The organism is Thalassovita taeanensis (assembly GCF_900110775.1).
GTDB classification, from domain to species: domain Bacteria; phylum Pseudomonadota; class Alphaproteobacteria; order Rhodobacterales; family Rhodobacteraceae; genus Litorimicrobium; species Litorimicrobium taeanense.
The window spans coordinates 173922-197197 of sequence record NZ_FOEP01000004.1; the positions used below are offsets into that span (position 1 = coordinate 173922).

At 60.9% G+C, this 23276-nt stretch carries 25 protein-coding genes; 18 read left to right on the forward strand and 7 right to left on the reverse strand.

Going from position 1 to position 23276, the window contains the following annotated elements:
- Positions 1-6 precede the first annotated feature (6 nt).
- Genes trmD through rpmE form a run of 3 tightly spaced genes read left to right on the forward strand, consistent with a single transcriptional unit; the run spans position 7 to position 1494 of the window.
- A complete protein-coding gene (gene trmD / locus BSF79_RS07615; RefSeq protein ID WP_090269266.1) occupies positions 7-828 on the forward strand; it encodes a tRNA (guanosine(37)-N1)-methyltransferase TrmD in 822 nt (273 codons plus the stop codon).
- Positions 829-877: 49 nt separating this feature from the next.
- Positions 878-1261: a 50S ribosomal protein L19 gene (gene rplS / locus BSF79_RS07620; protein ID WP_090269267.1), complete on the forward strand. Its 384-nt coding sequence runs from the start codon at positions 878-880 to the stop codon at positions 1259-1261.
- An 11-nt stretch (positions 1262-1272) separates the two neighbouring features.
- Entirely contained in the window at positions 1273-1494 is a 222-nt protein-coding gene (gene rpmE / locus BSF79_RS07625) for a 50S ribosomal protein L31 (RefSeq protein WP_090269268.1), read from the forward strand.
- A gap of 17 nt (positions 1495-1511) precedes the next feature.
- Here the strand turns inward: rpmE and BSF79_RS07630 are convergent, their stop codons facing one another.
- On the reverse strand, positions 1512-1958 hold the full coding sequence (locus BSF79_RS07630; RefSeq protein ID WP_342741854.1) for a winged helix-turn-helix transcriptional regulator: 447 nt from the start codon (positions 1956-1958) through the stop codon (positions 1512-1514).
- 98 nt (positions 1959-2056) lie between these two features.
- Between BSF79_RS07630 and BSF79_RS07635 the strand changes: the two genes are divergently transcribed.
- Positions 2057-2914 carry an SDR family oxidoreductase gene (locus BSF79_RS07635; RefSeq protein WP_090269269.1) on the forward strand — a complete coding sequence of 286 codons (858 nt, stop codon included), beginning with the start codon at positions 2057-2059 and terminating at the stop codon, positions 2912-2914.
- A gap of 272 nt (positions 2915-3186) precedes the next feature.
- On the forward strand, positions 3187-3996 hold the full coding sequence (locus tag BSF79_RS07640; protein WP_090269270.1) for a division plane positioning ATPase MipZ: 810 nt from the start codon (positions 3187-3189) through the stop codon (positions 3994-3996).
- 60 nt (positions 3997-4056) lie between these two features.
- Here the strand turns inward: BSF79_RS07640 and BSF79_RS07645 are convergent, their stop codons facing one another.
- Complete coding sequence (locus BSF79_RS07645; protein WP_090269271.1) at positions 4057-4494, reverse strand: MarR family winged helix-turn-helix transcriptional regulator; 438 nt, start codon at positions 4492-4494, stop codon at positions 4057-4059.
- Positions 4495-4563: 69 nt separating this feature from the next.
- On the opposite strand from BSF79_RS07645, the gene hmgA reads away from it, so the two are divergent.
- The 9 genes from hmgA (at position 4564) to BSF79_RS07690 (ending at position 13899) form a co-directional block, all read left to right on the forward strand.
- Positions 4564-5922, forward strand: coding sequence for a homogentisate 1,2-dioxygenase (gene hmgA, locus BSF79_RS07650; protein WP_090269272.1), 1359 nt, complete (start codon positions 4564-4566; stop codon positions 5920-5922).
- On the forward strand, positions 5919-6761 hold the full coding sequence (locus BSF79_RS07655) for an MBL fold metallo-hydrolase (protein WP_090269273.1): 843 nt from the start codon (positions 5919-5921) through the stop codon (positions 6759-6761). The genes hmgA and BSF79_RS07655 overlap by 4 nt, the downstream gene beginning before the upstream one ends.
- Positions 6758-8017 (forward strand): fumarylacetoacetase, encoded by a 1260-nt coding sequence (gene fahA / locus BSF79_RS07660; protein WP_090269274.1) that lies wholly within the window; start codon positions 6758-6760, stop codon positions 8015-8017. The genes BSF79_RS07655 and fahA overlap by 4 nt, the downstream gene beginning before the upstream one ends.
- Before the next feature lie 12 nt (positions 8018-8029).
- On the forward strand, positions 8030-8980 hold the full coding sequence (locus tag BSF79_RS07665; RefSeq protein WP_090269275.1) for an MBL fold metallo-hydrolase: 951 nt from the start codon (positions 8030-8032) through the stop codon (positions 8978-8980).
- A 93-nt stretch (positions 8981-9073) separates the two neighbouring features.
- Positions 9074-10675 (forward strand): FAD-dependent oxidoreductase, encoded by a 1602-nt coding sequence (locus tag BSF79_RS07670; protein WP_090269276.1) that lies wholly within the window; start codon positions 9074-9076, stop codon positions 10673-10675.
- A 5-nt stretch (positions 10676-10680) separates the two neighbouring features.
- Entirely contained in the window at positions 10681-10881 is a 201-nt protein-coding gene (locus BSF79_RS07675; RefSeq protein WP_090269474.1) for a DUF2783 domain-containing protein, read from the forward strand.
- Positions 10882-11056: 175 nt separating this feature from the next.
- Positions 11057-12472, forward strand: a complete 1416-nt coding sequence (locus BSF79_RS07680; RefSeq protein WP_090269277.1) for a pyridoxal phosphate-dependent decarboxylase family protein — start codon at positions 11057-11059, stop codon at positions 12470-12472.
- A 1-nt stretch (position 12473) separates the two neighbouring features.
- Positions 12474-13241 carry an HpcH/HpaI aldolase family protein gene (locus tag BSF79_RS07685; protein WP_090269278.1) on the forward strand — a complete coding sequence of 256 codons (768 nt, stop codon included), beginning with the start codon at positions 12474-12476 and terminating at the stop codon, positions 13239-13241.
- Between the two features lie 7 nt (positions 13242-13248).
- The gene (locus BSF79_RS07690) at positions 13249-13899 is read left to right on the forward strand and encodes a GntR family transcriptional regulator (RefSeq protein ID WP_090269279.1); all 651 of its coding nucleotides are present in this window, start codon (positions 13249-13251) and stop codon (positions 13897-13899) included.
- On the opposite strand, the gene BSF79_RS07695 is transcribed toward BSF79_RS07690, so the two are convergent.
- Positions 13896-14612 (reverse strand): type 1 glutamine amidotransferase, encoded by a 717-nt coding sequence (locus BSF79_RS07695; RefSeq protein ID WP_090269475.1) that lies wholly within the window; start codon positions 14610-14612, stop codon positions 13896-13898. The two genes, BSF79_RS07690 and BSF79_RS07695, sit on opposite strands and share 4 nt — an antisense overlap.
- A gap of 81 nt (positions 14613-14693) precedes the next feature.
- Here BSF79_RS07695 and BSF79_RS07700 point away from each other — a divergent pair, with 81 nt between their 5' ends.
- Genes BSF79_RS07700 through BSF79_RS07710 form a run of 3 tightly spaced genes read left to right on the forward strand, consistent with a single transcriptional unit; the run spans position 14694 to position 17580 of the window.
- Positions 14694-15950: a cytochrome P450 gene (locus BSF79_RS07700; protein WP_090269280.1), complete on the forward strand. Its 1257-nt coding sequence runs from the start codon at positions 14694-14696 to the stop codon at positions 15948-15950.
- A gap of 11 nt (positions 15951-15961) precedes the next feature.
- Complete coding sequence (locus BSF79_RS07705; RefSeq protein WP_090269281.1) at positions 15962-17251, forward strand: type I glutamate--ammonia ligase; 1290 nt, start codon at positions 15962-15964, stop codon at positions 17249-17251.
- A gap of 11 nt (positions 17252-17262) precedes the next feature.
- A complete protein-coding gene (locus tag BSF79_RS07710) occupies positions 17263-17580 on the forward strand; it encodes a 2Fe-2S iron-sulfur cluster-binding protein (RefSeq protein ID WP_090269282.1) in 318 nt (105 codons plus the stop codon).
- A 106-nt stretch (positions 17581-17686) separates the two neighbouring features.
- Here the strand turns inward: BSF79_RS07710 and BSF79_RS07715 are convergent, their stop codons facing one another.
- The 3 genes from BSF79_RS07715 to pgsA are packed head-to-tail and all read right to left on the reverse strand — an operon-like array spanning position 17687 to position 19042.
- Complete coding sequence (locus tag BSF79_RS07715; protein ID WP_090269283.1) at positions 17687-18130, reverse strand: molybdenum cofactor biosynthesis protein MoaE; 444 nt, start codon at positions 18128-18130, stop codon at positions 17687-17689.
- Position 18131: 1 nt separating this feature from the next.
- Positions 18132-18377 carry a molybdopterin converting factor subunit 1 gene (gene moaD / locus BSF79_RS07720; protein WP_090269284.1) on the reverse strand — a complete coding sequence of 82 codons (246 nt, stop codon included), beginning with the start codon at positions 18375-18377 and terminating at the stop codon, positions 18132-18134.
- Positions 18377-19042, reverse strand: a complete 666-nt coding sequence (gene pgsA / locus BSF79_RS07725; protein WP_090269285.1) for a CDP-diacylglycerol--glycerol-3-phosphate 3-phosphatidyltransferase — start codon at positions 19040-19042, stop codon at positions 18377-18379. Before pgsA ends, moaD begins: the two co-directional genes overlap by 1 nt.
- Before the next feature lie 398 nt (positions 19043-19440).
- Between pgsA and BSF79_RS07730 the strand changes: the two genes are divergently transcribed.
- On the forward strand, positions 19441-21222 hold the full coding sequence (locus tag BSF79_RS07730; RefSeq protein WP_175545286.1) for a sensor histidine kinase: 1782 nt from the start codon (positions 19441-19443) through the stop codon (positions 21220-21222).
- A 4-nt stretch (positions 21223-21226) separates the two neighbouring features.
- Here BSF79_RS07730 and uvrC read toward each other — a convergent pair whose 3' ends face one another.
- On the reverse strand, positions 21227-23089 hold the full coding sequence (gene uvrC / locus BSF79_RS07735; protein ID WP_090269287.1) for an excinuclease ABC subunit UvrC: 1863 nt from the start codon (positions 23087-23089) through the stop codon (positions 21227-21229).
- Positions 23090-23276 lie beyond the last annotated feature (187 nt).

A 23276-nucleotide genomic window follows, 5' to 3' on the forward strand; every position in this document is an offset into this window, starting at 1 on the left:
CTGCTCATGACCGACACACCCAAATCCTTTGGCCGCAAATCCATCTCCGTCACGCGCAAACCGCAGGACCTGATGAGCCGCAATCCCCGCCTTGCCGGTGTCTGGACCGCGCGGGTGATCACCCTGTTCCCGCAGGCCTTTCCCGGTGTGCTGGGCGAAAGCCTGACCGGTAAGGGGCTGAAAGACGGGCTGTGGCAGCTTGAAACCATCGACCTGCGCGATTTCGGCGTCGGCAAGCACCGCAACGTCGATGACACCCCCGCAGGCGGCGGCGCGGGCATGGTCCTGCGTGCCGATGTGCTGGGCGCTGCGCTGGACTCGGCGCAAAAGGACACCCGTGGCACATGGCCGGTGCTGTACCTGTCACCGCGCGGCAAACGCTTTGACCAACAGATGGCGCGCGACCTGTCGCAGGCCGATGGCGTCACCCTGCTGTGTGGCCGCTTCGAGGGCGTCGATGAACGCGTGCTGGAGCAGTATAACATTCAGGAAGTCTCGCTCGGCGACTTCATCCTCACCGGAGGAGAGATTGCCGCTCAGGCCTTGATTGATGCAACAGTCCGTCTTATACCCCGCGTACTTGGGAATCAGGTCTCAACCGAGGAAGAATCTTTCTCGGATTTTTTGCTTGAACACCCGCAATACACGAAGCCCGCCATCTGGAACGGTCGCGAAATCCCTGACATTCTTCTGTCGGGCCACCACGCGAAGATCACCGACTGGCGACGGGCCATGGCCGAAAGGCTGACAAAGGAAAGACGACCTGACCTCTGGCGGGCTTATTGTGCCAAACACAATAGGGACCCGGACGAAGACCAAGAGCTCTGAGGCGGCGCAACAACTTTGCGGAAAAACCGCAAGCATATAGGAGAAAGCGATGAACCTGATCGCACAAATCGAGGCGGAGCAAATCGCCGCCCTCGGGAAAACCATTCCCGATTTCAAAGCAGGCGACACCGTTCGCGTCGGCTATAAAGTGACCGAAGGCACGCGCAGCCGTGTTCAGATGTACGAAGGCGTCTGCATCAGCCGTAAGAACGGCAAAGGCATTGCCGGCTCGTTCACGGTCCGCAAGATTTCGTTTGGTGAAGGTGTGGAACGTGTGTTCCCGCTGTTCTCGACCAACATCGACAGCATCGACGTTGTGCGTCGTGGCCGTGTGCGCCGCGCCAAACTGTACTACCTGCGCGAACGTCGCGGTAAATCCGCCCGTATCGCAGAAGTCAGCAACTACAAGCCCAAAGCGGCTGCAGAAGCGTAAGGACAGGCGAGATGAAAACCGATATCCACCCCGACTACCACTCCATCGACGTCAAAATGACCGATGGCACCATCATCAAGATGCGCTCGACCTGGGGCAAAGAAGGCGACACCCTGTCGCTCGACATCGACCCCTCCGTGCACCCGGCCTGGACCGGCGGCACCTCGCGCCTGATGGATGCCGGCGGCCGTGTGTCGAAGTTCAAGAACAAATACGCAGGTCTGGGCTTCTAAACCCACCCCTGACGGATTTACACGAAACGCCGCCCCTCGGGGCGGCGTTTTTCGTTGCCCACAGGTGTCTCGGCAGGCGTCTCGGCCGCAAGCCGCGCTGCGGCGACGCGGGCAAAGTTGCCCTCGATCCAATTCGCCAGCCCCTCGACCTGCACCGCAATTTCCTGCCCCAGCGGCGTCAGCGAATATTCCACATGTGGCGGCACCACCGGATGCGAGACCCGTTTTACAAACCCGTCCCCCTCCAGCGTTTTCAACGTCTGCGCCAGCATGCGCTCGCTGACGCCACTGATCTTGCGCCGCAGGTCGCTGAACCGATGCGTCCCGGTCTGCAACACGACAAAAACCAGCACGCCCCAGCGGCTGGTCACATGCCGCAGCACGTCGCGCGACGGGCAGTCCTTCGACAGCACCTCGCCCCGGCGCACCGCGTCAGACATCTTCGGCAGATCATTTTCCATCATCAGGGCAGTTTCCCAAAACTAACATTTTTGTACGTACTTACGAAAAGTTTGCTTGATACGATATACGGGGCACACGTCAAAAAACAAGGATGTTTCCAATGATTGCTGTCACCGGCGCCACCGGCCAACTTGGCCACCTGGTCATTCAGGCCCTGCTGAAAACCACTCCCCCCGCGTCCATCATCGCCGCCGTGCGCCGCCCCGAGGCCGCCGCCGATCTGGCCGCCCTTGGCGTTACTGTCCGTCACGCCGACTATTCCAAGCCCGAAACGCTCGACACCGCCTTCGCGGGCGTCGACAAATTGCTGCTGATCTCCTCCAGCGAAATTGGCCAGCGCGTGCCGCAGCATCAGGCCGTCATCGACGCCGCCGCAAAGGCCGGTGTCAAACTGCTGGCCTACACCAGCATCCTGCGCGCCGATAAATCCGAGTTGGGTCTGGGCGCTGAGCACAAGGCCACCGAAGCGGCGCTCAAAGCCTCTGGTCTGAATGTGGTCCTGCTGCGCCACGGTTGGTACAGCGAAAACTATGCGGGCAGCATCCCGATGGCGCTTGAACATGGCGCCCTTATCGGCAGCGCCAAAGAGGGCCGCGTGTCCGCCGCCACCCGCGCCGACTATGCCGAGGCCGCCGCCGCCGTGCTGACCAGTCCCGAAGATCAGGCGGGCAAGGTCTATGAACTGGCCGGCGACACCGGCTTTACCATGTCCGAGCTGGCCGCAGAAGTCGCGCACCAGTCCGGCAAGCCTGTGGTCTATGTCGACATGCCGAAAGCCGACTATGAGCAGGCCCTCATCGGCGCGGGCCTTCCCGCTCCCATCGCCGGAATGCTGGCCGATTCCGATGTCGGCGTGTCCGCCGGGTGGCTCTACGACGACAGCCGCACGCTTTCGTCCCTCATCGGTCGGCCGACGACCCCGATCGCGCAAACCGTCGCCGCGACCCTGTCAAGCTGACCCATGCCGACGCCGCCCCCCCCCCAAGCGGCGGCGTCGGCCCCTGCGATATGCATGCCCTGTGCATGTGTTGTGCATGTCGTCTGTATGGCCGTTTTTGCCTCCGATGCCGCGCGGCGGCATCTCTTTGCACCCAGCCTCTTCCATATTCCTGCAACACCTGCCAATGAATGCCAAACGGAACATAACGAAGCTTTGCAATTCGGGGCGCACACAATATCCTGTGGGTGTTCGAGGGAACAAGGCAATCTATAGCGGGACAGGGTCTGAAAATGGCACATATCATTGTCGTCGGGAACGAAAAGGGCGGAGCGGGGAAATCGACCGTCTCGATGCATGTCGCCACAGCGCTGGCACGGATGGGCCACAGGGTTGGCGTGCTCGACCTTGACCTGCGTCAGAAGACCTTCGCCAGATATGTCGATAACCGTCAGAAATTTCAGGCAAAATCCGAACTCGACCTGCCAAGCCCGACCTATCACGACCTGCCCCAGATCGAACAATCCGAGCTGAAACCGGGCGAAAACATCTATGATCACCGCCTGTCCGCCGCCATCGCCGCGCTGGAGCCCGAGACGGATTTCATCCTGATCGACTGCCCCGGATCGCACACCCGCCTGAGTCAGGTCGCGCATTCGCTGGCCGACACCCTGATCACCCCGCTGAACGACAGCTTTGTCGATTTCGACCTGCTGGCGCATGTGGACAGCGACGGCAAGAAAATCCTCGGGCCGTCGGTCTATTCGGAAATGGTCTGGAACGCGCGGCAACTGCGGGCGCAGGCCGGGCTGAAACCGATCGACTGGATCGTGCTGCGCAACCGTCTGGGCGCGCAAAACATGGTCAACAAAGAGAAAATGGGCAAAGCGCTGGACGGTCTGGCCAAGCGGATTGGCTTCCGCGTGGTCCCCGGCTTCAACGAGCGTGTGATCTTCCGCGAGCTGTTCCCGCGCGGGCTGACGCTGCTGGATCTGAAAGATATCGGCGTCAAGCAGATGAACATCTCGAACGTCGCCGCCCGGCAAGAGCTGCGCGACCTGATCAAGGCACTGAACCTGCCCGGCGTCACCCCGGATTTCTGAGCTGAAACAACAGGTTTTCGCCTTCGGCGAGAGTATTTGGATCAGAAAGAAACCCGCAGGTCAGCCCATGCGGGCAAGTTTTTGCAGCGCTTGCCGCAGAAGGCGGTTTTCGTCGGGGCTGAGGGTTTCGGAAAGCTGCGCGTCATAGCGTTCAGCCACCCCGCGCAGGTCACCATACGCCGCGCGCCCTGATGCCGTCAGTTCCAGATATTCCAAGCGCCGGTCACGATCGTCCTGTTCACGGGTCAGGAACCGGCGATCAGCCAACCGGGCGACCGCGCGACTGATCTTGGTCTTGTGCATCTTTGACCGCTCGCCGATCTCTTTCGCGGTCAGTCGGCCATAGATGCCAAGGTGAAACAGCACCCGCCATTCCGTGCGCAGCATCCCATAGCGATCCTTATAGACCTGCTGAAACGCAAGGCTGCTTTCCTCGGCGGCCTGGTTGAGCAGATAGGGCAGAAAATTCTGCAAATCGAAGGGGGTGTTTTCGGTCATTTCTGCCTCTGCCTCTGTTGTTAGTTACAAAATCAACCATTAACACCGCAAGCACAAGGAGGACTCGCCATGAATAATCAGACACTGCCGCGTGCCTTTGTGCAGGCGCCAAGCACCGGCACCACGCCCGGATATATGCCCGGGTTCGGCAATGACTTCGAAACCGAGGCCCTGCCCGGTGCGCTGCCGCAGGGCATGAACAGCCCGCAGAAGTGCAATTACGGTCTGTATGGCGAGCAGTTGAGTGGCACCGCTTTTACCGCGCCGAGCCATCAGAATGAGCGCACCTGGTGCTATCGTATCCGCCCCTCGGTCAAGCACAGCAACCGCTATGCCAAGATCGACATACCGTTTTGGAAGTCCGCCCCACATGTCGACCCGGATGTGATCAGCCTTGGCCAATACCGCTGGGACCCGGTCCCGCATTCCGATCAGGCGCTGACCTGGGTGACTGGCATGCGCACGATGACCACCGCGGGCGATGTGAATACGCAGGTCGGCATGGCCAGCCACGTCTATCTGGTGACAGAATCGATGGTCGATCAGTATTTCTTCTCTGCCGACAGCGAGCTTTTGATCGTGCCGCAGGAAGGCCGCCTGCGGTTCTGCACCGAGCTTGGGATCATTGATCTGGAGCCGAAGGAAATCGCGATCATCCCGCGTGGCCTGCTGTACCGTGTCGAGGTGCTGGACGGCCCCGCGCGCGGCTTTGTCTGCGAAAACTACGGTCAGAAGTTCGAGCTGCCCGGCCGTGGCCCGATCGGCGCCAACTGCATGGCCAACCGGCGCGATTTCAAATCCCCCGTGGCAGCGTACGAGGACCGCGACGCGCCCTCGACCGTGATCATCAAATGGTGCGGTCAGTTCCACGAGACCACGATCGGCCACAGCCCGCTGGACGTGGTCGCCTGGCACGGCAATTATGCGCCGGTGAAATACGACCTGCGCACCTATTGCCCGGTCGGCGCGGTGCTGTTCGACCACCCCGACCCCTCGATCTTTACCGTGCTGACAGCGCCATCGGGCGTGCCGGGCACCGCCAATATCGACTTTGTGCTGTTCCGCGAGCGTTGGATGGTGGCTGAAAACACCTTCCGCCCGCCGTGGTATCACAAGAACATCATGTCCGAGCTGATGGGCAATATCTATGGTCAGTATGACGCCAAACCGCAGGGCTTCATCCCCGGCGGGCTGAGCTTGCACAACATGATGCTGCCGCATGGGCCGGATAAGAACGCGTTCGAGGGCGCGTCGAACGCCGAGCTGAAAGCCGAAAAGCTGGACAACACCATGTCCTTCATGTTCGAGACCCGCTTTCCGCAGCACCTGACCGGCTTTGCCGCGAACGAGGCCCCCCTGCAGGACGATTACATCGACTGCTGGGACGAGATCGAGAAGAAGTTCGACGGCACGCCGGGGGTCAAATGAACCGTCTCGTTCTTCTGGGCACCAAAGGCGGGCCGGCGATCCGGGCGAAGGGGGCAATGCCCACCTCGACCCTGCTCGAGCTGGACGGTCGACGGGTCGTGGTCGATTGCGGGCTGGGCGTGACCAAAGCTCTGGTCGAGGCGGGGATGGACCTCAAAACCCTCGACCTGATTTTTATCACTCACCTGCACTCTGACCATATCCTCGAACTTGGCCCGCTGATCCACACCGCTTGGACCACCGGGCTGAACACGCCGGTCACCCTCTATGGTCCCGAAGGGATCGAGGCCTATTGGCAGGGCTTTCTGCAATCGCTGGCCTATGACATCGCGATCCGGGTCGAGGACGAGGGCCGCACCCCGCTGACCGAGCTGATCCGCGTGCAGACCTATGCCGAGGGGCCGGTGCTGACCGGCGATCTGGCGGTGTCGGCGCTTTGGGTGCCGCATCCGCCGCTTCAGCATTGCTATGCCCTGCGCTTTGACGGCAGCAAAAGCGTGACCCTGTCGGGCGATACCGCCTATCACCCGCCGCTGGCGGAGTTCGCCAAGGGGGCTGATGTGCTGCTGCACGAAGCGATGCTGCCCGAGGCGGTCGAGCTGATCGTGAAGAAAACCGGGCTGGGCGACAAGCTGCGGGCGCATCTGTTCGCCGCCCATACCAAAGCCGATGATTGCGCCCGCATTGCGCAGGCGGCGGGCGTCGGCCAACTGGTGCTCAATCACCTGATCCCGGCAGATGACCCTCGCTTCACTGCCGAAGACTGGTATCAACGTTGCGCGACGGTCTGGAACGGGCCGGTGACCCTTGGATATGATGGATTGGAACTACTGCTGTGACCGGACTCAAGACAAGCTGGGTGGCTTCGGCCAATACCGCCGACTGCCCCTTCCCGCTGAACAACCTGCCCTATGGCGTATTCTCGACCGACGAGCTGGAGCCGCGCTGCGGCGTGGCCATCGGCGATATGATCCTTGACTGTCAGGCCGCAGAAGAGGCCGGGCTGATCACCCTTGATGAGGCTGCCGTCTTCGACGTGCCATTCTGGAACGACGTGATGGAGATGGGCACCGAAACCTGGGTGGCCCTACGCGCCCGTCTGTTTGAGATCCTGTCCACCGGCAGCGCCGATCAGGTGCAGGCCGAACCGCTTCTGGTGCCGATGGCCGATGGCACCCTGCACCTGCCGTTCCTTGTGTCGGAATACACCGATTTCTATGCCGGTCGTCACCACGCCACCAACGTGGGCACCATGTTCCGCGGCGCCGAAAATGCGCTGCCGCCAAACTGGCTGCATATTCCCATCGGCTATAACGGTCGCGCCTCGTCGGTTGTGGTCTCGGGCACCGATATCCGCCGTCCTTGGGGGCAGCTGAAATCCCCCGATCACGATCTGCCTGCCTTCCTGCCCTGCCGCCGGTTCGACCTTGAACTGGAAATGGGCGCGATTGTCGGCACGCCCTCGGATAGCCCGATCACCGTGGACGAGGCTGACGCGCATATCTTCGGTTATGTCCTGCTGAACGACTGGTCGGCGCGCGACATTCAGGCGTGGGAATACCAACCGCTTGGGCCGTTTCAGGCCAAGGCGACCGCCACCTCGATCAGCCCGTGGATCGTGACCAAAGCCGCGCTGGAGCCGTTCCGCGCCGACGCCCCCGCGCGTGAATTCGAACTGCTGCCGCATCTGCGCGACACCGGCCCGATGCTGTATGACATCGACCTGCGCGTCACCCTTGCCCCCAAAGGCAAGGCCCCGACCGAGATCGCCCATACCAACTACCGCGAAATGTACTATTCCGCCGCGCAGCAACTGGCGCATCACACCAGCAGCGGCTGCCCGATGACACCCGGCGATCTGCTTGGCTCGGGCACGATTTCTGGCGCGGACAAACACGAACGCGGCAGCTTGCTGGAACTCAGCTGGGGCGGCAAAGAGCCCCTGACGCTCGACACCGGCGATACCCGCACTTTCCTCGAGGATGGCGACACGCTGACCCTGCGCGGCGCGGCCCATGGCGATGGCTATACCATCGGTTTTGGTGACTGCTCGGGCACGGTTCTGCCTGCCCTCGACGACCCATATAAACGCTAAAGGAACACCCAAATGGCCAAGGCATTCGCGTCCCAAGGGGACATGACCGAAAAAACCATCTCTTTCACCGAGGTCGGCGAGGGGCTTTATGCCTTCACCGCCGAAGGCGACCCCAACTCGGGTGTCATCATCGGTGACGACAGCGTGATGATCGTCGAAGCACAGGCCACCCCGCGTCTGGCGCAAAAGGTGATCGACTGCGTGCGCACCGTCACCGACAAGCCGATCTCGCATGTGGCGCTGACCCATTATCACGCCGTCCGCGTTCTGGGCGCCAGCGCCTTTGGCGCGCAACAGGTCATCATGGGCGCCGCCGCCCGCGCCATGGTCGTCGAGCGTGGACAGGAAGATTGGGACAGCGAATTCCAACGCTTCCCCCGCCTGTTCGAAGGTCATGAAAGCATCCCCGGCCTGACCTATCCCACCACCACCTTCACCGAGGATATGACCGTCTATCTTGGCAATCGTCAGGTCAACCTGATGCACCTTGGGCGTGCCCATACCGCGGGCGATATCGTCATCCATGTGCCCGACCAGAACGTCATGTTCACCGGCGACATCGTCGAATACCACTCGGCCTGCTATTGTGGTGACGGCCATTTCGCCGACTGGGGCAACACCCTCGACAATATCGCGTCTTTCGACGTTGATGCCATTGCACCGGGCCGGGGCGACGCCCTTGTGGGCAAGGAAATGGTGCACGCTGCCATTGAAAACACCCGCGATTTCGTCGAAAGCACCTATCGCCCTGCCGCCCGCGTCGCCGCCCGCAATGGCACGCTGAAGGAAGCATGGGACGCCGTGCGCGCCGAATGCGACCCGAAGTTTGGCGATTACGCGATCTATGAACACTGCCTGCCCTTCAACGTCGCCCGCGCTTATGACGAAGCGCGCGGCATCGACACCCCGCGCATCTGGACCGCCCAACGCGATCTGGAAATGTGGGACGCATTGCAGGGCTGACACGCTCAAAGCCTGCGCATCACGGCACAGCGGCAGACCACCACCGGGGCCGCCGCCCGCCGTGATGCGGCCCCATGGCGCCGAGGAGACACCATGAAGAAGATCTTCGAAATCCCGCTCTACCCCTATGCCCGCAGCACCGATCAGGACGCGCCCGAGGCCATACGCCACCGTGTGGTGATCGTCGGCGCCGGTCCCATCGGCCTTGCCGCCGCCATCGACCTTGCCCAGCAAGGGATCGAGGCGATCGTGCTTGACGACAACGACAAGGTCTCGTTCGGATCGCGCGCCATCTGCTTTGCCAAACGCACGCTGGAAATCGCCGATCGCCTTGGCTGCGGTCAGCCGATGGTCGACAAGGGCGTGGTCTGGAACCTCGGCAAGGTCTTCTTCGGCGACCGCAAAGTCTATGACTTCAACCTGCTGCCCGAAGACGGCCACAAACGCCCGGCCTTCATCAACCTGCAACAGTATTACTTCGAAGAATACCTGGTGAACCGCGCCCACGCGCTTCAGGCGCAGGGCGCGCCGATCGAAATCCGCGGCCGCAACAAGGTGACGGCCGTCGAACAGCACGACGATCACACCACCCTGCACATCGATACCCCCGACGGCCCCTATCAGATCGAGGCCGACTGGCTGATCGCCTGCGACGGCGCAGGCTCGCCCATCCGCTCGATGCTGGGCCTCGATTTTGTCGGGCGCGTGTTCGAAGATAACTTCCTGATCGCCGATGTGGTGATGGACGCCGATTTCCCGACCGAGCGTTGGTTCTGGTTCGATCCGCCCTTCAACCAAGGCCAATCCGCGCTGCTGCACAAACAGCCCGACGGGGTCTGGCGCATCGACCTGCAACTGGGCTGGGACATCGACAAAGAGCACGAAAAGAAACCCGAAAACGTCATTCCCCGGCTCAAGGCGATGCTGGGCGAGGACGTGAAATTCGATCTCGAATGGGTTTCGATCTATACCTTCCAATGCCGCCGGATGGAGAAATTCCGCCACAACCGCGTGCTTTTCGCGGGCGACAGTGCGCATCAGGTCAGCCCCTTTGGCGCGCGCGGCGCCAACTCCGGCCTTCAGGATACCGACAACCTGATCTGGAAACTCAAACTGGTGATCGACGGTCAAGCCGCCGAAACCCTGCTCGACAGCTATGATACCGAACGCGTGCACGGCGCGCAGGAAAACATCATGAACTCCTCGCGCTCGACCGATTTCATCACGCCGAAATCGGACACCAGTCGGCTGTTCCGTGATGCGGTGCTGGACCTCAGCGAACACCACGCCTTTGCCCGCCCGCTGGTCAATTCCGGGCGGTTGTCACTGCCCTGCACCTATGACGGGTCGCCGCTGAACACCGCCGACGCGCTGGATGGCCCGGCCCGCACCCGGCCCGGATCGGCCTGCCCCGATGTGATGCTGGGCGGTGACAGCCTGCTGTCCGCGCTTGGCAATGGGTTCACGTTGCTGACGCTCAACGCCGATGCCCCCGACACGCTCGACGAAGCCGGGATCACCGTCCCCCGCCTTGCGCTGTCGTCGGATGACGCCGCGCTGCGCGACCGCTACTTGGGCGCGGCAGACAGTGCCGTGTATCTGATCCGCCCGGATCAGCACGTTGCCGCCCGCTGGCCCCGCTTTGACGAGGCCGAAACCCGCGCCGCGATCCGCCGCGCCATTGGCAAGGAGTGATCGTGATGCCCCTGATCCTGACCCCCAACATCGACACGCCCGATGATTTCTATGCCGATCTGCTGGCCACCCACGACGGGCTTAGCAAGGCCGACAGCGACGCGTTGAATGCACGGCTGATCCTGATCCTCGCCAATCACATCGGCGACCGCGACGTACTGCATCAGGCGCTTGTCGCGGCAAAAGGCACCCCCCCGGCGGCCTGATACCGCGCCAAGGCCCGGCGCATCGGCGTATGCATCGGATGTGCATGCTCTGTGCATGTTGTGTGCCGCGCGTTTTTTGCCGTCTTGACCCCCAACTTCTGTGGTGTTGGATTGCGCTTGCCGGGGCGTTTCTCCGCGTATAACTTAACATGTTAACAGCATTGGGAGGGCTGACATGCGCTGGAGCGAATTTCCGAAATGGGGAAAATGGGCCGCCGACTGGGCCGCGCAATATCACGCGGGCCTGCGTGACAAACCCGTGCGCGCGCAGACCAAACCCGGCGAGGTTCTGGCCGCCCTGCCCGCCGCGCCCCCCGATCAGGCGCAGCCGATCAAGGACATCATCGCCGATTTCGAACGCATCGTCGTTCCGGGCATAACCCATTGGCAACACCCACGTTTCTTTGCCTACTTTCCTTCGAATGCCGCGCCCGCCGCCGTGCTGGCTGACAATCTTGTCACCGCCATGGCACCGCAGTGTATGCTGTGGCAGACCTCTCCGGCAGCCACGGAAATGGAAACCCGGATGATGGATTGGCTACGCCAGTCGCTGGGCCTTCCGGCCGAATTTCAGGGCGTCATTCAGGACAGCGCCAGTTCTGCCACCCTCGCCGCCGTGCTGGTGATGCGCGAACGCGCGCTGAACTGGGATGGCAACGCCAACGGCCTGCCCGGCCAGAAAACCCTGCGGATCTACTGCTCGAACGAGGTTCACACATCGGTGGATCGCGCCATCTGGATCGCCGGCATCGGCCAGTCCAATCTCATCCGCATCCCCACCCAAGGCCCTCTGCGCGCGATGGATCCGGCGGCGCTGGAGGCGCAAATTTCTGCTGATATTCAAGAAGGTTACCTGCCGGTCGGCGTCATCGCCTGCACCGGCGGCACTGGCACCGGGGCCTGTGATGACATCGCGGCCACCTGCGCGATTGCGCAGAAATACGGGCTGTATTCCCATGTCGATGCGGCCTGGGCCGGGTCGGCGATGATCTGCCCCGAGTACCGCACCCTTTGGGCCGGGATCGAGGCCGCGGACTCGGTTGTCTTCAACCCGCACAAATGGCTGGGCACCCAGTTTGACCTGTCCGCCCATTTCGTCAAATCCCCCGAGGCCCTGACCCGCACGCTGGCGATTCAGCCCGAATACCTGAAAACCCACGGCGCCGATGGCATCATCAACTATTCCGAATGGTCAGTGCCGCTGGGCCGCCGGTTCCGCGCGCTGAAGCTGTGGTTCCTGATCCGCGCCTACGGGCTGGACGGGCTGCGCCAGATGATCCGAAATCACGTCACCTGGTCGCAGGCGCTGGCCGAAAAACTTCGCCAAACCAAAGACTTCGAGATCGTGACCGAGCCTGTTCTGTCGCTGTTCACCTTCCGCGTCACGCCGCAAGGTGCCGACGCAGACGCGGCCACCCTTGAACTGCTGACCGCGATCAACGACGATGGCCGCATCTATCTGACCCAAACCCGGACCGGCGGCAAGCTGGTGATCCGGTTTCAGGCCGGACAGTTCGATTGCACCGAAGACGACATCACGCTGGCCTATGACGTGATCACTGAAACCGCCAAGACCCTGAAGGACGCCTGACATGCCCGCTCCGATCAACACATTCAAAGCCGCGCTGGCCCAAGGCACGGTGCAATATGGCTGCTGGGCCGGGTTCGCCGACCCCTATGCGACCGAGATCCTGGCGACCGCGGGCTTCGACTGGCTGGTGATCGACGGCGAACACGCGCCCAACGATCTGCGCAGTATCATGCATCAGCTTCAGGTGCTGGAGGGCAAGCATTCCCACCCGGTGGTGCGCCTACCCGTGGGCAATGAATGGCTGATCAAACAGGCGCTGGATGTGGGGGCGCAGACGCTGCTGATCCCGATGGTGGAAAGCGCGGATCAGGCCGCCGATCTGGTGCGCGCCACGCGCTATCCGCCGCATGGCATCCGCGGGTCCGGCGCGGCGCTGGCGCGGGCCTCGCGGTTTTCGGATATTCCCGATTACGTCAAAACCGCGAACGCGCAAATCTGCCTGTTGCCTCAGGTCGAGACCGTCAAGGGGATGGAAGCCCTGGACGATATTCTGGCGATCGAGGGCGTCGATGGCGTTTTTATCGGCCCGTCCGATCTGGCTGCGGATATGGGGTATCTTGGCGACAGCTCGCAACCTGCCGTACAAGAGGCGATCCGCGACGGGCTGACGCGCATTCGTGCGGCGGGCAAGGCTGCGGGCATACTGGCGATTGATGATGACGTGGCGGCGACCTACCGCGACTGGGGCGCGAACTTTCTGGCCGTTGGCATCGATGTGGTGATGCTGGCCAAGGCGGCGCGGGCAAAGCTGGCCCATTGGAAGGGCTGAGGCGACAATGGCCGGACAGACAGAGACGATCATTGCCGCCATTCTGGGCGCGATCGAAGCGGGAAGCCTGTCTCCCGGCGACATGATCGAAGAGCAAAGTCTGATCAACACCCACGGCGTGTCGCGCACCCCGGTGCGCGAGGCCATGATCCAACTGGAAACCGCCGGGTTGGTCCGCCGGTTGCCGCGCAAAGGCGCGGTTGTGTTCAAACCGACCCTGGAAGAGTTTCTGGCAATTCTGGAAGTGCATGCAAAGCTGGAGGGGCAAGCCGCAGGGTTGGCCGCACGGCGTTTGTCACCTGCCCATTCCGCCGCGCTGGAGGCCTCGGTTCTGGCCTGCGAAACCCATGCGCGGACCTATGGCGACGGCGAACCAGACCGGTATTATCAACTGAACATGGATTTCCACCGGGTTGTGGCCGAGGCCGCAGGCAATCCGTTCCTGCTGGATATGATCAAGATGAACGCCCGCAAGCTGATGGCGTATTACCGGGCGCGATATCATTACACCGGTGTCATTACCGCTTCGGCCCGCGATCACCGTGATATTGCGACGCTGATTACGGCCCGCAAGTCACCTGAGGCCGAAGAGGCAATGGCCCGGCATGTGCAATTCGATCAGGTCACTGCGTTGGATTTGCTGGCGGCTCTGGGCTAGTCGCGCGCCACTGCCTGCTCGAAAAAACGCGCGATGCTTTCAGCGAAAGCTACCGTGTCGGCCGGGGCCGTCAAAGAGGCGCGCGCCTGCGTGAGTACGGCAGGAGGCAGTTTGTCAGCAAGCTCGTCAGTCAGGGCCGCGATGAAATCCGGGGTCATTTCAGGATGATATTGGGTTGTGTACACCGCGTGGCCAATTGCGAAGCCACCAACCGGGCATGCCGCGCAGGTCGTCAGGATCCGCGCCCCCTTGGGAAGCTGCGTTACCTGCTCGACATGCGCCGCATATAGCCCAAGCGTGGCGGGTAGCCCCGCCATCCAATCAGCGCGCGCGGCGATCTGGCTTTCTGTCCGGCCAAACACCCAGCCGCCGGGGTTCTGCTCGACCTTGCCACCAAGCGCCAAGGCGATCGCCTGATGCCCGAAACAGGCCCCGAACAGCGGCAGACCGTCGGCGACCATCTGCCGGATCAGATCCATTAGCTGCGCAACCCATGGATCGCTGTCATGAACCGACGCCGGGCTGCCGGTGATAATCGCGCCGTCGAAACCGTTCAGGTCGTCTGGAAAGATACCATCCTTGACCGAAAACACCTGCGTTTTCCAATCGGGACGCGCAAGGTGCAGCAATGCGGTGAATTTCTCGCCATCCTTGGGATGTTGATCGGAAAACGGGCTGTCATCCGTGTTGGTCATCAAAATTGCGATCCGCATCAGGCACCTTTTGAGATTCTTCTTTACATATTTATAGTCACTTTTAATATGCATAACAAGTTAACAACAAGAGGTGCCGAAATGACGGTCTGGACGCCCACGGATGATGGTTTTGCCGATCTGACCAGCCACGACACCTTTGCCGCAGGTGCGCCGCACAACACCTTTGCCCGCCTGCGCCGCGAGGACCCGGTACATTGGACCGAGTGGGACGCAGGCCAAGGGTTCTGGTCGATCACCCGGCATCAGGACATCACCGAGATGAACCGCAACCCGGCGGTGTTTTCCTCGGCTCGTGGCATTCGGATGGAGGATCAGACCTACGAAGAATACCTCGCCCGGCGGACGTTTCAGGAAACCGATCCGCCTGAGCACATGATGACCCGGATCAAGGTGGCCAAGGCGTTTTCCAAACCCGTGGTGGCAGAGTTCGAAAGTGACATTCGCGAGTTGTGCGACGACATTCTTGATCAGGTGTTGGAAACCCGCGAATTTGACGCGACCAAAGCGATTGCGCGGCAATTACCGATGCGGATGCTGGGCCGTATTCTGGGCACCCCCGAAGAAGACCTACCGTGGCTGGTGGAAAAGGGCGATGCGCTGATCGCAAATACCGACCCCGACTTCACCACCCATGTGCTGGACAAAATGACCACGGATGAGTTTCGGATGATGCCCTTCAACTCGCCCGCCGGGGCGGATCTGTATCAATATGCCAAAGAGCTGATGGCAAAGAAGTCTGCGGCAGGTGACACCAACGGCGTGCTGCACCTGATCCTGCAACCGGGCAAGGATGGTAGCGTGATCACCGAAGAAGAGTTTCGCAACTTCTTCTGTCTTCTGGTGGCGGCGGGCAACGACACCACACGATATTCGATCGCGGCGGGTATTCAGGCAATGTGCCATCAGCCCGAATTGCTGCGCCAGATGCAGACCGAGGATATCTGGGAAACCGCGCCGGATGAGATCATTCGCTGGGCCACGCCCGCGCTGTATTTCCGCCGCACCGCCACGCAGGACGTGGAGATGCACGGCAAGACCATCCGCGCCGGTGACAAGGTGCTATACTGGTTCTCGTCCGCCAACCGCGACGAGACCGTGTTTGCCGATCCGTTCCATGTGGACCTGAGCCGCAGTCCGAACAAGCACCTCGCCTTTGGTCAGGGCGGGCCGCATATCTGCCTGGGCATGTGGCTGGCGCGGCTGGAGGTGCGGGTGCTGTTTCAGGAACTGGCGAAACGGATCAAATCAATCGAGGCCACAGGCCCGCATAAATTCCTGCGCTCGAATTTCGTGGGCGGGATCAAGGAGCTGCCCGTGCGGGTGGTCCCCAACTAGGAGCCGACAAGATGAACACCCGCCTGCGCGCGCTTTATTGTGACCACCTGTCGATCCTGCGGGGCAAATACCTGCCGGGGTCGAAGATCGGCGATGGATCGACACGGTTCTGCCGCTCGACCTTTGGGGTGCATTACGACAAGGACCTGCTGGATGCCCCCGGCGCGATGATGATGCAGGGCCTGCCGGATATGGAGCTGCACTGGAAGGGCGACGAGATCCGCGACAGCTGGGACCGGGCCACCAAGATCGTGATCGGCGATCTTTATGACACCGACGGCGTGCCGCTGCCGCTGTGTGGGCGCGGTGCGCTGAAACGCGCGGTGAGTGATTGGAAGGCGCTGGGGCTGACGCCGAAAGTCGGGCTGGAGCTGGAGGCCTATGCGCTGGTCGCGGACGAAAACGGCCGCCTGATGCCCTATGACACGCCCGGCGCGCATGTTTATGGCACGGGGCCGTTCAGCGATCCGCTGCGCTTCAACGATGCGATCTGGGAAAAGGCGGATGAGTTGGGGTTCCGGTTGGATATGATCACCAGCGAGTATGACAGCCCGCAGTTTGAATACACGCTGACCTTCGATGACGCTGTGAAAGCCGTGGATGACATCGTGCTGTTCCGCCTGATGGCACGCGAGATCGCGCTGGAGCACGGTGTGGTGCTGTCCTTCATGCCCAAACCAATTGCCGAGGCTGGTGGGTCGGGCATGCATGTGAATTTCTCGTTCGTGGGCGAGGCTGGTGGCAACGCATTGTCCAGCGGGCCGGTGGGTGGCCCGGATCACATGAACGATCTGGCGCGTGGATGCATCGCCGGATTGCTGCACCATCACAAGGGCTTGGCGGGGCTGATCGCACCCACGGCCAATTCCTATCAGCGGCTGCAACCGGGGTCTTTGTCAGGTTTCCTGTGCAACTGGGGCGGTGATCATCGCAACGTGACGACGCGCATCTCGTCCGAAGGTGGCGCCAAGGCGCGGCTGGAGCATCGGATGGCAGATGCATCATCGAACCCATACACGGCGGTTGCGGCAGTCTTGCAGGCAGCGCGGCTGGGCGTGGCCAACGGATATGACCTGCCTGCGATGGAAACCGGCGACGGGTTTGAGAAATGGGACGCGAAAGAGACCACGGCCACCTCGTTGAAAGGCGCCGTGGCTGATCTGATGGCAGATACGGTTTTGGCCAATGCAGTGGGGGCCGATCTGGTCGCAAACCATGCCTTCATGAAGGCAAAGGAAGTCAAGAAAACCCGCGATCTGGAAGGCGACGCGCTGCGCGACTTCTATGTCTGGTTCGTCTGAGGAGCAGAGCAATGCATGTGACGTGGAAACTTCCCGATGGCAGCGACATCAGCGCTGATGTGGCAGATGGCATCAACATGATGGAGGCCGCCGTGGCCCACAATGTGCCCGGCGTATTGGGCGACTGCGGCGGGAACCTGAGTTGTGCCACCTGCCATGTATATGTGGCCGCTGACTGGGTGGAGAAAACCGGAGATATCGGGGATTTTGAAGAGGCAATGCTGGATGTAACCGAGGCTGAGCGCCGCCGCCCGGCGTCGCGCCTGTCCTGTCAGATCGTGGCGCGGGCGGCGCTGGACGGGTTGGTGCTTGAGGTGCCCAAGCCCTGAGGGGGATCCGCGCGCGCAGCGTTCAGGGGGCTGTCTGCCCCCCACGTTCAAAACCAAAAGGTTTTGAACGCTCCCCCCGAGAGTATTGATATCAGAAAGAAGCGGTTTACCAACGGGTAAGAGCGGCTTCGTCTTCGTCCTTGGACGCGACCCATTCAGCACCGGAACGGGTGTATTCCTTTTTCCAGAATGGCGCGCGAGATTTCAAGTAGTCCATAAGAAAGTCGGCGGCTTCAAACGCATGTGCGCGGTGTTTCGACGCTGTGGCCACCATCATGATCTGGTCCCCCGCGCGCAACGTGCCATAGCGATGGATGATCAACACGCCGCCCAGCGACCAGCGCGTTTGTGCCTGATCGGCGATGGCAGCGAGCGCCTTTTCGGTCATGCCGGGATAGTGTTCGATCTCCATCCGCTCCAGCCCGTCACCGGGCAGGTCGCGAACGACGCCGGTGAAGGTGACAATCGCGCCCATGCCGGTCTGGGCCGCAGCGAAATCACTGGTTTCAGCGCCCACGTCGAAAGGAGATGACTGAACGCGGATTGTCATCTCAGCCCCCGGTCATGGGAGGAAAGAAGGCCACCTCGCGGGCCCCGGCAAGGGGGGCGTCGAAATCGGTTAGTTCCTGATCAACGGCAACACGTAGCGCAGAGAGGTCAGCAAAGGCCGCGGCATAGCGTTCTTCACGTGCGCGCAGTTCTTCAACCAGATCAGCGACGGTTGCCGCCGTCGTTTCAATCCGTTCGCGTGGCAGGCCGACCCGTTCGCGCACCCATGCGAAATAGAGGATATCCATCAGCCGTCATCCTTTAGAAAGGGCATCGCCTTGCGGAAATAATCCCAGCCCGTAATCAACGTCAGGACGGCCGCAATCCAGAGCAAAATCAGCCCGGCATTGCCCGACCAGATCATGCCTTTTAGCTTCCAGTCCAATCCCAAGAGATCCTCTTGCCGCCCTTCCAGAATTTCGCGCACCATGGCACCGTCCATGCCCAGCGTGTTCATTCCGAAGTAATGCTCAAACACGCCCTGCGCGAACAGCGTCGCGATCGCGACCATTTGCAGGGTGGTTTTCCACTTGGCCAATTTCGTGACTTTCAGCGTGCCTGCGGTATCGCCCAGAAACTCGCGAAGGCCGGATACGAACACCTCGCGAAAGAGGATCATGGTGGAGGGCAGAACCAGCCAAGGCGACATCGAGGAATAGCCGACAATCACCATAAGCGCGATCACGACCATCGCCTTGTCCGCGATCGGATCAAGCATCGCACCGAGCTTGCTTTCCTGCCCCCAAAGCCGGGCCAGATAGCCGTCAAACCAATCTGTGGCGGCCGCACCAACAAACAGCAGCAGCGCAAACCAGTCAGCGTAAGGGCGCGTAAAAAAGAGAAACATTACCGCGACGCCGGGGGCCGCGATCAGACGGATCACCGTCAGGATATTTGGGATATTCAATGTCATCGCTCTTTTCTATCCGGTTCCTATGGCACTTGGAAGACACTCTGCCAGACCGACAGTTGTTCCCGGATACTTTTCCCATGGGCGTTCGATTGACAATACAGATTCACAGTCGCCGCATAAAGAACGCATCAGGCGCTGCACACAGTGGGCGCCACGGCGGCCCTCATGCTGAAACCAAAAGATGCAAACCCCCTGAATGCGCACGGAATACACCGTTGCATTGAAGCAACACTACCAAACACGGTTGCATCCTTCTGGTTGTACTGAAACAGTCACACCGCACATCGTTGCTTTGTATTGCCCGTGTCTCCGGGAAAAGCTGGTGTGAGTGATGTATCACCAGTTCCGTGAGCCTGTTCTGCCGCACCCACCCTGTCTAATCCCGAGGAGGGATGTCCTTGAATTGTCTAGCGGCTGGAACACTGGACTTTCCAGTTATTGCCACAATGGTGGTCTGGACCGGATCAGCGTTATTTTCGCTCTGGGTTTGGCAACAACACCAGTTCCCCGGCAAAGCACCTTTCCTGATGGCGCAGATCGCCATGTTGTGGTGGCTTTTCACCGCAGGATTCGAGTTGTCGTCCTCCGGGCTAGACTGCAAGGTCTTCTGGGCTCAGGCGGCTTGGCCGGGAATTGTGCTCTTGCCGTCATCCTGGGCGCTGTTCATGTTTCATTATGCGCTGGGTCAGGAGCGCGGGCGACCCCGGCTGCGCCACCTGATAATGTGGATTGGGCCAACCGTTGTAAGCGTTCAGGCGTTCACCAACGGATACCATCATCTGTTTTACCGGGAAGGCACCCGGCTGATCGAAATCGGCGGACGGATGTCGGTGGAGTACGAGCACGGGCCGCTGTTCTATCTGGCGGCGGCCTATGTCTATCTATTCATGCTGGCCTCTATTGCCATTTGCATTGTGGCTTTACGCCGGAGCGCCCCAAATCTGCGCCCCTTCTTTCTCGTGTTGCTGATCATAACTCTGGCCCCGATTGCCGGAAATCTGGGTTACATCACAATGGATGTGACCATCTTCGGCTTTGATCCGACACCGTTCATGTTCTCTTTCATCATAGGGGCTTTTGGCTGGCTGGTGGTTAACAACCGCATGATGGATATCAGTTCGATTGCACGCGATCTGTTGTTTTACAGCACCAAAAACCCGATCATCATCTTTGACGACTCTGGCGCGCTGTCCGGGTTCAACCCGCAGGTGCCGCAAGTTATCAGCCCGTCTTTTCCAAAGATAGGCGAGTCGCTTTTGAACGAGCCTGAGGTCGGATCGCTCGTGACGGCGGTGATTGAAACTGGCGCGCTCCCGCCGTCGGGGCCGTTGCACTGGAAAGGCCACAGCTATAATCCGGTGCTGTTCCCGATCTCCAGCCCGATCAACCCCGATGGTCCGGTCGTTGGGTGGACGCTGGCTTTTACGGACATCACAGAGCAGCTGAAACACACCAACGAATTGAAATACGCCGCCCGGCAAGCCGAGGCGGCCAATCTGGCGAAAACTGAATTCATCTCGACCGTCAGTCATGAATTGCGCACGCCGTTGACCTCGATCCAGGGGTCGTTGGACATTTTGGCCAGCGGCAAGCTGGGCGATCAGACAGATCCCGCAATGCGTCTGTTGAAGATTGCCAAAACCAACACATACCGGCTGAGACAATTGATTGACGACCTTCTTGATCTGCAACGGATCGAGCAAGGTAAGATGGATATGGTCCTGAGGCCGCTGGATCTCGGGCCGTTGATCAAGGATGCGCTGGACGCGAACGAGGGGTATCTGGCGCGTTTCAGGGTACGCTCGACCCTGACGATGCCCGATGAGCTTTGTCAGATCCGGGGGGACGCCCAGCGGCTGGCGCAGGTTCTGGCGAACCTTCTGTCAAACGCGGCCAAATTCTCGTACGAGGATGACGTGATTTCGGTTTCTGTGACTTCGGACGAGGACCACGTCACCATTGCGGTGCAAGATCACGGCGTCGGCATCCCCAAAGGGGTCGAGGACAAGGTGTTTGGCCGGTTTTCGCAGGTGGACTCGTCACTGACACGCCAACGCGGCGGCTCTGGTCTGGGCATGAATATCACCCAGCTCATCGTCGAGGGTCACGCGGGGACAATCTGGTACGACAGCGCGCCTGGCAAAGGCACGACCTTTTTCGTGCGCCTGCCCTGCCTTTAGGCAACTAGGTGTCGTGAAAGTAGTTGTAGATCGTTTCGGCCAGCGTGTCCGAAACGCCAGCGACTGCTTTGAGGTCAGCAAGATTGGCGCGACTGACGGCCTTGGCGCTGCCGAAGTGTGCCAGAAGGGCGCGTTTTCGGGTGGCACCGACGCCGGGCACGTCATCAAGCGGCGTGGCGCTGACGGCCTTGGCGCGTTTGGCGCGGTGAGTGCCGATGGCAAAGCGGTGCGCCTCGTCGCGCAGGCGTTGGATGAAATATAGCACCGGGTCATTCATCCGCAGGGCGAAGGGGCGGCTGCCGGGGCGGTGGAATTCCTCTTTGCCGTGATCGCGGTCCACGCCCTTGGCCACACCGACCATCGGAATATCCTCGACGCCGTATTCCTCCATGATCTGACGCACAGCCGACACCTGACCAGCGCCGCCGTCGATCAGTAGCAGGTCGGGCCAGAGGCCCTTGTCGCGGTCGGGGTCTTCCTTGAGCAGGCGGGTGAAGCGGCGGGTCAGGACCTCTTTCATCATACCGAAATCATCGCCGGGGGTCAGGTCATCGCCACGGATGTTGAACTTGCGATACTGCGATTTCAAAAACCCGTCCTGCCCGGCGACGATCATCGCGCCGACAGCGTTGGTGCCTTGAATATGCGAGTTGTCGTAAACCTCGATCCGAGTCGGAGGGGCATCCAGCCCGAACGCCTCGGCCACACCACGCAGAAGTTTGGCCTGAGTGGCACTTTCGGACATTTTTCGAGCCAGGCTTTCGCGGGCGTTGCGGGCAGCACCGGCGACCAGCTCGGCCTTTTCGCCGCGCTGAGGCACAAGGATTTCCACCTTGCGGCCAAGCTTCTGTGACAGAGCCTGTTCCATCAGATCCGGGCTTTCGATCGGGTGCGACAAGATCAGTTGCCGGGGCGGCTCCTTGGTATCGTAGAATTGCCCGAGGAAGGCCTCGAGCACCTCGGGGGCGTCAATGTCGGCGCCGACGCGGGGATAGAAATCGCGGTTGCCCCAGTTCTGATTGCCGCGGATGAAAAACACCTGCACGCAGGCCTGACCGTTTTCCAGATGCAGCGCGATGATATCCGCCTCGGACACGCCACGCGGGTTGATCCCCTGCGCTGTCTGCACCTGCGTCAGCGCGCGGATCCGGTCGCGCAGGGCGGCGGCGGTTTCAAACTCCATCGCATCCGAAGCAGCGGCCATCTGCGTGGCCAGCTTTCCCTGAATGGCAGTGGACTTGCCCGACAGGAAGCGTTCGGCATCCTGCACCGATGTGGCATAATCCTCAGCAGAGATCCGCCCGACGCAGGGGGCGGAACAGCGCTTGATTTGATAAAGCAGGCAAGGCCGGGTGCGGCTTTCGAACATCGCATCGGTGCAGTTGCGCAGCTGAAACACGCGCTGAAGCTGATTGAGCGTGCGGTTGACTGCGCTGGCGCTGGCGAAGGGGCCATAGTAGCTGCCCTTTTCCTTTTTCGCGCCGCGGTGTTTCTTGATCTGGGGAAACGCGTGGGTTTTGGAGACGAGAATATTGGGAAAGCTTTTGTCGTCGCGCAGCAGCACATTGTAGCGCGGCTTCAGCTGCTTGATCAGGTTCTGCTCAAGCAGCAGGGCCTCGGTCTCGGTCTTGGTGGTTAGGAACATCATCGACGCGGTTTCGGAAATCATTCGGGCGATCCGCCCCGAGTGCCCTGTCATCCGCGCATAGTTCGACACCCGCGCACGCAGGTTGCGCGCCTTGCCGACGTACAACACGCGCGCCTGCGCATCCAGCATCCGGTACACTCCCGGGGATCCGTCGAGCGTCTTGAGATAGTCTTGTATCAGGGTGTGCCCGGTCAGTTGGGCGGGTGCAGCATCTGTCATGTCAGGACAGATATGATTCTAGGGGTGCGCCTGCAATCTTTGACTGCCCGGAGCAAGCACGAACCTGCCCACGGTTTCTGTGGATAAGTCTGGAGATATCTTCTGGGCATCGTGAAATTTCCCTTGTTTTCGGCCCATTTCCCAGCGCTGCCTGTTTTTTGGGCGCAAATGTAAGGCGTTGATACGA